The organism is Paraburkholderia sp. RL17-381-BIF-C, from assembly GCF_046026435.1.
GTDB lineage: Bacteria > Pseudomonadota > Gammaproteobacteria > Burkholderiales > Burkholderiaceae > Paraburkholderia.
Map to the genome: position 1 here is coordinate 97,204 of NZ_JARESX010000022.1, position 12,493 is coordinate 109,696.

General features: G+C 63.4%; 10 protein-coding genes. 6 read left to right on the forward strand and 4 right to left on the reverse strand.

Annotation, left to right across the window (positions count from 1 at the left end; genetic code table 11):
• Positions 1–73: 73 nt before the first annotated feature.
• The 4 genes from P0D70_RS16125 to purN all read right to left on the reverse strand — a co-directional run bounded on the left by P0D70_RS16125 (position 74) and on the right by purN (position 4,811).
• Positions 74–1,270 (reverse strand): DesA family fatty acid desaturase, encoded by a 1,197-nt coding sequence (locus P0D70_RS16125; RefSeq protein WP_408185238.1) that lies wholly within the window; start codon positions 1,268–1,270, stop codon positions 74–76.
• Between the two features lie 202 nt (positions 1,271–1,472).
• On the reverse strand, positions 1,473–2,828 hold the full coding sequence (locus P0D70_RS16130) for a mechanosensitive ion channel family protein (RefSeq protein WP_408185239.1): 1,356 nt from the start codon (positions 2,826–2,828) through the stop codon (positions 1,473–1,475).
• Positions 2,829–2,901: 73 nt separating this feature from the next.
• A complete protein-coding gene (locus P0D70_RS16135; RefSeq protein WP_091799699.1) occupies positions 2,902–4,161 on the reverse strand; it encodes an RsmB/NOP family class I SAM-dependent RNA methyltransferase in 1,260 nt (419 codons plus the stop codon).
• A complete protein-coding gene (gene purN, locus P0D70_RS16140; protein WP_091799696.1) occupies positions 4,158–4,811 on the reverse strand; it encodes a phosphoribosylglycinamide formyltransferase in 654 nt (217 codons plus the stop codon). Before purN ends, P0D70_RS16135 begins: the two co-directional genes overlap by 4 nt.
• Before the next feature lie 117 nt (positions 4,812–4,928).
• Between purN and P0D70_RS16145 the strand changes: the two genes are divergently transcribed.
• The 6 genes from P0D70_RS16145 to dut all read left to right on the forward strand — a co-directional run bounded on the left by P0D70_RS16145 (position 4,929) and on the right by dut (position 12,333).
• Positions 4,929–5,924 (forward strand): bifunctional riboflavin kinase/FAD synthetase, encoded by a 996-nt coding sequence (locus P0D70_RS16145; protein ID WP_091799693.1) that lies wholly within the window; start codon positions 4,929–4,931, stop codon positions 5,922–5,924.
• Positions 5,925–6,092: 168 nt separating this feature from the next.
• Positions 6,093–8,930 carry an isoleucine--tRNA ligase gene (gene ileS / locus P0D70_RS16150; protein WP_408185240.1) on the forward strand — a complete coding sequence of 946 codons (2,838 nt, stop codon included), beginning with the start codon at positions 6,093–6,095 and terminating at the stop codon, positions 8,928–8,930.
• An 11-nt stretch (positions 8,931–8,941) separates the two neighbouring features.
• Positions 8,942–9,451, forward strand: coding sequence for a signal peptidase II (gene lspA, locus P0D70_RS16155; protein WP_408185244.1), 510 nt, complete (start codon positions 8,942–8,944; stop codon positions 9,449–9,451).
• A gap of 113 nt (positions 9,452–9,564) precedes the next feature.
• Entirely contained in the window at positions 9,565–10,779 is a 1,215-nt protein-coding gene (coaBC, locus tag P0D70_RS16160) for a bifunctional phosphopantothenoylcysteine decarboxylase/phosphopantothenate--cysteine ligase CoaBC (protein ID WP_408185241.1), read from the forward strand.
• Positions 10,780–10,853: 74 nt separating this feature from the next.
• A complete protein-coding gene (locus P0D70_RS16165; protein ID WP_408185242.1) occupies positions 10,854–11,873 on the forward strand; it encodes an LLM class flavin-dependent oxidoreductase in 1,020 nt (339 codons plus the stop codon).
• Positions 11,874–11,886: 13 nt separating this feature from the next.
• Positions 11,887–12,333 (forward strand): dUTP diphosphatase, encoded by a 447-nt coding sequence (gene dut, locus P0D70_RS16170; RefSeq protein ID WP_091799679.1) that lies wholly within the window; start codon positions 11,887–11,889, stop codon positions 12,331–12,333.
• Positions 12,334–12,493: the final 160 nt, after the last annotated feature.

The following is a 12,493-nucleotide window of genomic DNA, read 5'->3' on the forward strand; positions in this document are numbered from 1 at the left end:
TCCGCGGCCCAAAAAGCAAAACCCCGCCAACGCGGGGTTTTGTGACGTACTGAGATTTTAATGGATTTCGCTATCAGGCATAACGACGCAATCTCATCGCGAACTCTTGCAGCGCTTTAATGCCGCTTTGCTCAGCGCGATGACACCAGTCCTGCAACTGGATCAGCAACTGATCGCGCGATGCATTGGAGCGTTCCCACATGGCGGCCAACTCATTGCGCATGTCGATATACGTCTTGAGTTTCTGGCTGCTCGCGAAAATTTGCGGCAGTTGGCGCTTCTGCGGTTCGTCGAGACCGGCTTCTTCCTTGTGGAACCAGCTACGCGCACCGCGCATGAGCTGATATTTTTCACGCGCACCGACTTCCTTCAAATGCGCCAGCTCCTGACGATAGGCGCGCTTGAGCGCCTTGCCGTAACGCGCCATGACTTCGTAGCGGTTGGCCAGCACGGCTTGCAGCGTGTCCTGATCGAGCACCAGCTTACCCGTGGTCAGGCGCGGCGTAGGCGCAACCTTCTTCACCTTGGCCAGACGGAACGCCGACAGGATACGGATGTACATCCAGCCGATATCGAACTCATACCATTTGTTCGACAGCTTGGCCGACGTCGCATACGTGTGATGATTGTTATGCAGCTCTTCACCGCCAATGATGATGCCCCACGGGAAAATGTTGGTGCTGGCATCCGACGAATTGAAGTTGCGGTAACCCCAGAAGTGCGCCAGGCCATTGACCACGCCGGCAGCCCAGAACGGGATCCAAACCATTTGCACGGCCCAGATCGTCAGACCGACGACGCCGAACAACGCGACGTTCAGCACCATCATCAGGCTTACGCCGAGGATCGGGTACTTGGTGTAGACGTTACGCTCCATCCAGTCGTTCGGCGTGCCGTGACTGAACTTGCGCATCGTTTCTTCGTTTTTCGCTTCGGTGCGATACAGTTCCGCGCCTTCGAGCAGCACCTTCCAGATGCCGCGCGTTTGCGGGCTGTGCGGATCTTCTTCCGTCTCGCATTTGGCGTGATGCTTACGGTGAATCGCAGCCCATTGGCCGGTCAACATGCCCGTGGTCATCCACAGCCAGAAACGGAAAAAATGACTGACGACCGGATGCAGCTCCAGCGCGCGGTGCGCCTGGCAGCGATGCAGATAGACCGTCACGCCGATGATCGTGATGTGCGTCGCGACCAGCGTGTACAGCACGAGTTGCCACCACGAGAAGTGCAACACACCGTGGGCAAGAAAATCGAGCAAAGAATTCAACAAGGCAATTTACCTGTGGAACGAGAGGTACGAGATACACGCAAATTGCGCGTGTCAAGAAAGTGAAAGCATACAGCGGGATTGGACGTTATTCTACTGGAACCGTTCCAAGTGTTTGTAACAAATAGGGATTTTTTGTGCAGCATCAACAGAAGCCGCGCCCCCAAGGTCTCTCCGGGACCCGGCGGCGCGCTCGAAGTGCCCGTCAGTAGGTGCTGCCCGCCTGATCGACCGATGGGGCGGTCATTGTTACCGGATGCGGCATGCCGTCGCGCACGCTGCCGACGATTCGCACTTCGCGCTGAGCGAACGGAATCGAGATGTCGTGCTCGGAGAACAGGCGCCAAATATTGCGATTGATGGCCGAGCGCACGCCCGAGGTCCCGGTGGCAGCGTCCTCGATCCAGAAACCCAGTTCGAGGTTGATGCCGTCCGCGCCGAAACTCGCCAGATACGGGGTCGGCGCCGGCTCCTGCAGCACCCGCGGCACGTCGGCGGCGGCCTGCGCGAGCAGCGCCATGGCCTGCTCGACATTGCACGTGTACGCGACCTGCACGGCCACCTTCGCGTAGCCGCGCGTCAGATATGACGACTGGTTCTGCACCACGTCGGTAATCAGTTTCTCGTTCGGGATCAAGGTTTCGATGCCGTCGAGCCCACGCACCACGGTGTAGCGTGTGCGGATCTGCGTGACCATGCCCTGCAGACCGCTCACGTTGATCGTGTCGCCAATGCGCAGGGACCGGTCGATCAGGATGATGAATCCCGACACGTAGTTGCTGGCGATCTTCTGCAGACCGAAGCCCAGCCCAACACCCAGCGCGCCGCCGAACACGCCCAGCACGGTAATATCGATGCCGACCAGCGACAGACTGATCAGCACAGCCGCCAGCACGAACGCCGCCCGGCCCACGCGCGCCACCACCACTTTCAGATTGGCGTCGAGCGTTTTCGAGCGCATCAGGCGGTCTTCGAACGCGGATCCGAGCCACATCGCCACGATCATCGTCACGCATACCCACAGCAGGCCCGTGATGAGCGAGAGCAGCGTCATGTGCGCGTTGGCGACGCGGAACTGAACGCTCCCCATCCACGCAATCACGTCGTCCTGGATGCCGATGACGGTCAGCACCATGCCGAGCCACACGATCAGCGAGACGATCTTCTCGACGAGGAACAGCCAAGGGTGAGTCTCGCCGTCATGGCTGAAAACCCGCCGCGCGAAGAAAAACACAATGTAAATCAAGCCGATGCCGAACAGCGGCACCAGGGCCAGATCGAGCAGCGCAGTGTGCATGAACTGCCCGGTGATCGATCGCGCGAGCCAGACGAGGCTCGCACCAATCAACGGAAAAAAGGCGCGGTTCAGGCTTTCCGCGCCGAAGCGCAAGGTCTGGTAACGCGTCTGACGACGCAGATCCAGCGCGCGGCGTAGCAGGCGGGCGAGCAGCCACGCGATTGCCAGCGTCCCGAGCAGGACGCCGACTTGCCACAGCATGACCGGCTGACCGAAGTCGCGCGCGAGGTCGCTGAACATATGAGGAAAAAGACGGTTTTGCATGATGTCGCTGAACTCGCCGACGCCCTGCCGGGTTAAGGAAACGAACCCGCGAGCGCCGGCAAAAGCCTCTTGCTTAGCTCTGGCGTTCCAGCACGGCGGCAAAGAAACCGTCCGTTGCGTGGCGGTGCGGCCACATGGAAAGGTAATCGCCCATTTCCAGATCGATGCGCTGCTCGGCCAGCACGTCGCGCGCGGGCACCAGAGCGAAATCCGGATGATCGGCGAGGAACTGCTGCACCACCGCTTCGTTTTCGGCTTCCAGAATCGAGCAGGTCGCGTAGACCAGGCGGCCGCCCTTCTTCACCAGCCGGGCGGCGCTCGCCAGGATCGACGCCTGCTTTGGCGCCAGCTCGGCCACCGATTCCGGCGACTGGCGCCACTTCAGGTCGGGGTTGCGGCGCAGCGTGCCGAGGCCGCTGCACGGCGCGTCGACCAGCACGCGGTCGATCTTGCCCGCAAGACGCTTGATCTTGGCGTCGTGTTCGCTGTCGATCAGCACGGGGTTCACATTCGACAAGCCGCTGCGCGCGAGGCGCGGCTTGAGCTTGGCGAGACGCCGCTCGGAAATATCGAACGCATAGAGCCGCCCTGTGGAGCGCATCGCCGCGCCCAGCGCGAGCGTCTTGCCGCCCGCGCCCGCGCAGAAGTCGACGATCATCTCGCCGCGTTTGGGCGCGACCAGCGAGCACAGCAGCTGGCTGCCTTCGTCCTGCACTTCGACCCAGCCATGCTGGAACGCGTCGAGCTTGGTGAGCGGCGGCTTGCCGACCACGCGCACGCCGAATGGTGCGAACGGCGTCGGGCCGGCCTCGATACCGGCCTTCGACAACGCGTTCAGCACGTCGTCGCGGCTCGCCTTGATCGGGTTCGAGCGCAGATCCAGCGGCGCCGGATAGTTCAGCGCCGCGGCCAGTTGCGCCAGCTCATCGGGTTCGAAACGCTTGCTGAGCGCCTGATAGATCCAGTCGGGCAGATTCAGGCGAATCCGCAGCGGCAGGCTTTCAGGGTCGATCTTCGCGACGTGTTCGAGCCATTTCGACTCGGACTCGGACACGAAAGGCTTGAGCGCTGTGCGCCCCGCCGTCTGCATCAGGCCGAGCAAAGCCATACGGCGCGCCGGGCTGCCGGCGCCGCTTTCGGCCAGATGCGCGAATTCCATCCGGCGGCGCAGCACCGCGAAAACCGCCTCGGCGATCACGCCGCGTTCGCCGTGCCCGAGCTTCGGGTGAGCACGGAAGAAGCGGCTCGTGGTGGCGTCGGCCGGGCCGGTGAATTTCAGGACTTCAGCCAACAAAGTCTCAGTTTGTCCAATCAGAAAACCATGCAATCTCATGCGCCCTCTCCGGCGGTGTGACCGGCAAAGAGCCATTGCGGCTCCGGCGGCGTAAGCGTGACACGCAGGCCGTTCAGAGCAAGGCGCCCTTCGACGAACCAACGCACCGCGCGTGGATAAATGATGTGTTCGGTTGCCAGCACGCGTTCGGCGAGCGTGGCGGGGGTATCGCCCGTCTCGACGGGAACCGCCGACTGCACGACGATCGGCCCGTGATCCAGTTGCGACGTGACAAAATGCACGGACGCGCCGTGCAGCCGCACGCCAGCGTCGAGCGCCTGCTGATGGGTTTTCAGACCCGGAAAGCTCGGCAGCAGCGACGGATGCACATTCAGCATGCGCCCGGCGTAGCGGTCGACGAAACCGGCTGTCAGCACGCGCATGAAACCGGCGAGCACCACCAGATCGGGCGCGAAGCTGTCGATTTGCTGGGCCAGCTCGGCGTCGAAGCTGTCGCGATCGGGAAACTGGCGGTGGTCGACCACCGCCGTGGCAATGCCGTGCGACGCCGCGAACGCAAGGCCCGCGGCATCAGGACGGTTGGCAATCACGGCGGCGACTTGTGCGGGCCAAGCCTCGTCCGAGCAGGCTCGAACGATGGCTTCCATGTTGCTTCCCCGTCCGGAAATCAGGATGACGAGTTTTTTCATCCGCGGATTTTATCATTCGGGGACACCGAAACCGTGACGCGCCGCCGTCCACTGCGCTGAACGTTTATAATCGTTTGTTTTGCGGCACCCCGGCCGCGTCACCTCAAACCCGCTATCGTGAGAGTCTTCCGCGGTCTTCCCAATGCTGAAAGCCGTGCGCCCTGCGCACTGACCATCGGCAACTTCGACGGTGTCCACCGCGGCCATCAGGCTTTGCTCGCCCATGTGCGGGCGGCTGCCGATGCGCGCGGCCTGCCCGTCTGCGTGATGACCTTCGAACCGCACCCGCGCGAATTCTTCAACCCGGCGGGCGCGCCGCCGCGTATCGCCATGCTGCGCGACAAGCTCGAGGCACTGCGCACCAACGGCGTCGACCGGGTGGTGGTCGAGCACTTCAATCACACGTTCGCGAGCCAGTCGCCGGACGCGTTCGTCGAGCGGATCATCGTCAACGGGCTGCATGCGCGCTGGGTGATGATCGGCGACGACTTCCGCTACGGCGCAAAACGCGCTGGCGACTTCGCGTCGCTCAAGGCCGCGGGGCAGCAACACGGTTTCGAAGTCGAACAGATGGCCACGGTGGCCGATCCGTCGGGCGCGCGCATTTCCAGCTCGGGCGTACGCGCGTCGCTGGTAGCGGGCGACCTCGACTCGGCGCGCGCCGCGCTGGGCCGTGACTATGTGATCAGCGGCCACGTCGTGCACGGCATGAAGCTCGGCCGCGATCTCGGCTTCCCCACGCTGAACCTGGCGATCGCCCACAAGCGCCCGGCGCTCATGGGCATTTTCGTGGTGCGCGTGCATGGCGTGGCGGACGAACCGCTGCCGGGCGTCGCGAGTCTCGGCCTGCGTCCCACGGTCGACGATTCCGGCCGCGTGCTGCTCGAAGTCCATCTGCTCGACTGGCATGGCGACGCTTATGGCAAACTCGTGCGCGTCGAATTTCTGAAGAAGCTGCGCGACGAGGAAAAGTACGTCGACCTCGAAACGCTGACCGCTGCCATCAAGCGCGACGTCGTCAACGCCCGCGCGTGGTTCGCGGCCGTCGGCGCGGGCACGCCGGGCAGCCGTTCTACCGGCTTCGCCACCTCGGCCACTGACCGAATTAGATAGCCGCCGCGGTACCCGCGGGCGCACCGAGTGCCCAGGGTACCCTCGCCGCGCGCATCGAAGGGCGTCCGTGAATCACGCGACATGCCTGCCGGGCGCGCCCAACGCCCTCGCGCATCGTGCGCATTCCGCGCCTTGGCGCGCATAGAAAGAATTCACCGCGACCTCATCATGAGCAACAAGAAAGCCGATTCGAAACCGCAGTCACGCTACCCGGTCAACCTGCTCGACACGCCGTTCCCGATGCGCGGCGACCTCCCCAAGCGCGAGCCGCAATGGGTCAAGGAATGGCAGGAGCGCAAGGTCTACGAGAAGATCCGTGCCGCCAGCAAGGGCCGCAAGAAGTTCATCCTGCACGACGGCCCACCGTATGCGAACGGCGACATCCACCTCGGCCACGCGGTGAACAAGATCCTGAAGGACATGATCGTCAAGGCGCGCAATCTGGCGGGCTTCGACGCGGTCTACGTGCCGGGCTGGGACTGCCACGGCATGCCGATCGAAATCCAGATCGAAAAGCAGTTCGGCAAGTCGCTGCCGGCCGCTGAAGTCATGCAGAAGGCGCGTGCCTACGCGACCGAGCAGATCGAGAAGCAGAAGGTCGGCTTCCGGCGTCTGGGCGTGCTCGGCGACTGGGACAATCCGTACAAGACCATGAACTTCACGAACGAAGCCGGCGAAATCCGCGCGCTCGCGAAGATCATGGAAAAAGGCTACGTGTTCCGCGGCCTGAAGCCGGTGAACTGGTGTTTCGACTGCGGCTCGGCGCTCGCCGAAGCGGAAGTCGAGTACAAAGACAAGACCGATCCGACCATCGACGTGCTATTCAGCTTCGCCGAGCCGGAAAAGACCGCGCAAGCGTTCGGCCTGAACGCGCTGCCGCGCAACGAAGGCGGCATCGTGATCTGGACCACCACGCCGTGGACCATCCCCGCGAACCAGGCGCTGAACCTGCATCCGGAAATCGTCTACGCGCTGGTCGACACGCCGCGCGGCCTGCTGATCCTCGCCGAGGAGCGCGTTGAAGCCTGCCTGAAACTGTATGGGCTGGAAGGCACGATCGTCGCCACCACGCCGGGCGCGAAGCTCGTCAATCTGCGCTTCAATCACCCGCTCGCCTCCGCGCACCCGGGTTACAAGCGCACCGCGCCGGTCTATCTCGGCGACTACGTGACGACCGAAACCGGCACGGGTGTCGTCCACTCGTCGCCGGCATACGGCGTGGAAGACTTCGTGTCGTGCAAGGCGCACGGCATGGCGGACTCGGACATCATCAATCCGGTGATGGGCGACGGCCGTTATATCGAATCGCTCGCGCTGTTCGGCGGCCTGTCGATCTGGGCGGCCAATCCGCAGATCGTCGAAGCGCTGCAAGGCGCGGGCTCGCTGATGCGCACCGAGAAGTACACGCACAGCTACATGCACTGCTGGCGTCACAAGACGCCGATCATCTACCGCGCCACGTCGCAATGGTTCGCGGGTATGGATGTGAAGCCGAACGATACCGACAAGACGCTGCGCGAAACCGCGCTCGAAGGCATCGAGAACACCGCGTTCTATCCGGCGTGGGGCAAGCAGCGCCTGTTCAGCATGATCGCGAATCGCCCGGACTGGACGCTGTCGCGCCAACGCCAATGGGGCGTGCCGATGGCGTTCTTCGTGCACAAGGAAACCGGCGAACTGCATCCGCGTACGCTGGAATTGCTCGAAGAAGTCGCGCAACGCGTCGAGAAGGCCGGCATCGAAGCGTGGCAATCGCTCGACCCGCGCGAGCTGCTCGGCGACGACGCCAACATGTACGAGAAGAACCGCGACACGCTGGACGTATGGTTCGATTCGGGCACCACGCACTGGCACGTGCTGCGCGGCTCGCATAAAGACGAACTGCAATTCCCGGCCGACCTGTATCTGGAAGGCTCGGACCAGCACCGCGGCTGGTTCCACTCGTCGCTGTTGACCGCCTCGATGCTCGACGGCCGTCCGCCGTACAACGCGCTGCTCACGCACGGCTTCACCGTGGACGGCGAAGGCCGCAAGATGAGCAAGTCGCTCGGCAACGGGATCGATCCGCATGAAGTGGCGAACCGCCTCGGCGCGGAAATCATCCGCCTGTGGATCGCCTCGACCGACTATTCGGGCGAACTTGCGATCTCGGAAGAAATCCTGAAGCGCGTGACCGAAGGCTATCGCCGCATCCGCAACACGCTGCGCTTCCTGCTCGCGAACCTGTCGGACTTCGACTTCGAGAAGAACGCGCGTCCGGTCGAAGACTGGCTGGAAATCGATCGCTATGCGGTGGCGCTGTCGGCGAATCTGCAAAACGACATCCTCTCGCACTACGAGAAGTACGAGTTCCACCCGGTGGTCGCCAAGCTGCAGACGTTCTGCTCGGAAGACCTCGGCGGCTTCTATCTGGACGTGCTGAAAGACCGTCTGTACACGACCGCTGCGGACTCCGTGGCGCGCCGTTCGGCACAGACCGCGCTGTATCACATCGCGCACGGCCTGCTGCGTCTGATGGCGCCTTTCCTGTCGTTCACCGCGGAAGAAGCGTGGAAGATCTTCAAGCCGAACAGCGAGACGATCTTCACCGAAACGTATCACGCGTTCCCGGCCGTGCCGGACGCCGGCGCGCTGCTCGACAAGTGGACGCTCCTGCGCGCCGCCCGTAGCGACGTGACCAAGGCGCTGGAGGAAGCGCGCGTGGCGAACCTGATCGGTTCGTCGTTGCAGGCGGAAGTGGAAATTCGCGCGAGCGGTGCGCGTTACGACGCGCTCACGAGCCTCGGCGACGATCTGAAGTTCGTGCTGATCACCTCGGCGGCGAACGTCGCGATGGTCGGCAGCGAAGCGGAAGAGGGCGTCGAGGTCATCGCCTCGAAGTATCTGAAGTGCGAACGCTGCTGGCATTACCGCGCGGACGTCGGCGCAAACGCCGAACACCCCACGCTGTGCGGCCGCTGCTTCAGCAATCTGTTCGGCAACGGTGAAACCAGGAGCGCGGCATAATGGCGAGAACCATGTCGAAAACCGCGTCCAAAACATCTGTTGCAAACGGTTCGCTGGCGCCCTGGCTCGGGGTCGCGCTGATCGTCATCCTGTTCGATCAGTTGACGAAAATCGCGGTCCAGAAGGTGTTCGCCTACGGTGTCGCGCATGAGGTCACGTCGTTTTTCAACCTGATCCTCGTGTACAACCGCGGCGCGGCATTCAGCTTCCTCGCCATGGCGGGCGGCTGGCAACGCTGGGCGTTCACCGCGCTCGGCGTGGTGGCCGCGCTGGTGATCTGCTACCTGCTCAAGCGTCACGGCGGCCAGAAGATGTTCTGCACGGCGCTTGCGCTGATTCTCGGCGGTGCGCTCGGCAACGTGATCGATCGGCTCGCGTACGGCCACGTGATCGACTTCCTCGATTTCCACGTACGCACGTGGCACTGGCCGGCGTTCAATCTCGCCGACAGCGCGATCACGGTCGGCGCGGTGCTGCTCGTGCTCGACGAACTGCGGCGCGTACGCGGCAGCGCACGCTAAGACAGCAGGCGCTCGCGCTCAGGCTTGCGCACCAGTACGGCTTGAAAGGCGCGGCGGCGGGGATGCAACGCCCCGCCCCGCTGACCGCCACCACGCTTTGTCGGAGGCTTTCGTTGGCAACCGCAGAACTCGCAGGAAAACATCTCGTCCTCGGCATGACGGGCGGTATTGCCTGCTACAAGATCGCCGAACTCACGCGTCTGTTGACCAAGGCCGGCGCGACCGTGCAGGTCGTCATGACCGAAGCGGCCACGCAGTTCATCACGCCCGTCACCATGCAGGCGTTGTCCGGCCGCCCGGTCTACACGAGCCAGTGGGACGCGCGCGTACCGAACAACATGGCGCACATCGATCTCTCGCGTGAAGCCGATGCGATCGTGATCGCACCCGCCTCGACCGACTTCCTCGCCAAACTCGCGCACGGCATGGCCGACGACCTGCTGGCGACGCTGTGCGTGGCCCGCGATTGTCCGCTGCTGGTCGTGCCGGCCATGAACCGGCAGATGTGGCAGAACCCGGCGACGCAGCGCAACGTCGCGCAATTGCGCGCGGACGGCGTCGAAGTGCTCGGCCCCGATTCCGGCCCGCAAGCGTGCGGCGAAACCGGCGACGGGCGCATGCTCGAAGCCGCCGCCACTTACGAAGCCATCGCCTCGTTCTTCGCACCGAAAATCCTGGCTGGCCGGCGCGTGCTGCTGACCGCCGGGCCGACGTTCGAACCGCTCGATCCGGTGCGCGGCATCACCAACCGCTCCAGCGGCAAGATGGGCTTTGCGCTGGCGCGTGCCGCGCAGCAGGCCGGCGCCGAGGTGCATCTGGTGGCCGGCCCGGTCGCACTGGAAACGCCTTGGGGCGTGTTCCGTCAGGACGTGCAAACCGCCCAGCAGATGCACGACGCGGTCATGCACTCGGTCGCGGATGCCGATATCTTCATCGGCGTGGCCGCGGTGGCCGACTGGCGCGTCGATCACGCCAGCGAGCACAAGATCAAGAAAACGGCGGATCGTGCGCTGCCGAGCTTCGCTTTCGTCGAAAATCCGGACATTCTGGCCTCGGTGGCCAAACTGCCTCATCCGCCGTTCGCGGTCGGCTTTGCCGCGGAAAGCGGCGACCTCGAAGTCCATGGCGAAGAAAAGCGCGTGCGCAAGAACGTGCCGCTGCTGATCGGCAATCTCGGTCCGCTGACTTTCGGCCTCGACGACAACGAGGTGATCCTGTTCGAAGCAAGTGGCGTGACCAAGCTGCCGCGCGCCGACAAGCAGACGCTCGCGCGCGCCCTGATCGCGGAAATCGCGAAGCGTCTGCCCGACACAAGTCTGATTCGCTGAGCCATTCCAGCGGCACGTCAGTGCGGTCGCCGGGAGTCGCGGTAGCGAATTGAATCATCTGGAGCGGTACTGACATGACGCGACTATCCGTACTCGATCAAACGCCGGTGATCGCCGGGCACTCGGTGGCGGACGCGATTGCCGCCACGGTCGAACTCGCGCAACTCGCCGACGACCTCGGCTACACGCGTTACTGGTGCGCCGAACATCACGGCCTGCGTGGCGTGTCGAACCCCTGCCCCGAAGTCATGCTGGCGCGCCTCGGCAGTATCACGACGCGCATCCGGCTGGGCTCCGGCGGCGTGATGCTGCCGTACTACAGTCCGTTCAAGGTCGCCGAGCAATTCATGATGCTCGAGGCGTTGTTCCCCAATCGTATCGATCTGGGCGTGGGGCGCGCGCCGGGCGGCGACATGCGCACCGCGCAAGCGGTCGCTGCCGGCGACTACAATCGCGGCGATATTTTTCCGCAGCAAGTGGCCGATCTGATCGGCCTGATGAACGGCACGTTGCCCGACGATCACATTGCGAACGGCGTACTGCTGCAGCCGCAAATCGATACGCGCCCGCAAGTGTGGATGCTCGGGTCGAGCGAATTCGGCGGACTGCTGGCGGCGCAACTCGGCATTCCGTTTGCGTTTGCGCACTTCATCAACGCGCACTTCGGCCATCAGGTCGCGCATGCCTATCGCGAGCGCTTCAAGGCCGGCCAGGGCATACAGCAACCGTATCTGGCGGCTGCCGTGTTCGTGATCTGCGCGGACACCGAGCAGGAAGCCGCGGACCTGGAAAAAGCCGTTGATCTGCGCCGCGTGCAAATGGCCTACGGTCTGAACGAGCCGATTCCGTCGATCGAACAGGGCATCACGCAGGAGTATGGCGAGCGCGAGCAGCTGGTCATCTCGCGCGAAAAACCGCGCAGTATCATCGGCACGCCGGGAACCGTCACCGAACGGCTCCATGCGCTCCAGGAACAGTTCGAAGCCGACGAGTTGATCGTGCTCACCGTTGCGGGCAGCTATCGCGCCCGACTGCGTTCCTATGAACTTCTTGCCGAAGCGTTCCAGCTCGAACGCGCGGCCTCCACTCCGTAACCTTCGAACCTGCATGAAACTCGACCTGAAAATCCTCGACGCGCGCATGCGCGACCAGCTCCCGGCTTACGCCACCACCGGCAGCGCGGGCCTCGACCTGCGCGCGTGCCTCGACGAACCGTTGACGCTCAAACCCGGTGAAACCGCGCTAGTGCCGACGGGTCTGGCCATTCACGTCGGCGATCCCGGCTATGCCGCATTGATTCTGCCGCGCTCGGGATTGGGTCATAAGCACGGGATCGTGCTAGGCAATCTCGTCGGGTTGATCGATTCGGATTACCAAGGTCAACTGATGATCTCGACGTGGAACCGTGGCGAGAGCACGTTCGTGCTGAATCCGATGGAGCGCCTCGCGCAACTGGTGATCGTGCCAGTCGTTCAAGCGGAGTTCAATATCGTCGACGACTTCGAAACCAGCGAGCGTGGCGCTGGCGGTTTCGGCAGCACGGGCAAGCATTAAGCTAGATTTCCCTAAAGCCGTGCTGGCTTAGCCCGGTCCAGCACGACTCTCTCTCCCCCGCCTCAAGCCTTCCTCGCGCCTTTCTGCGGCGCGAATCAAATTCGGAGTTATCCGATTTGGACCTTCACGCCCCCCACCTATAAATCAACCACCAGCAGCA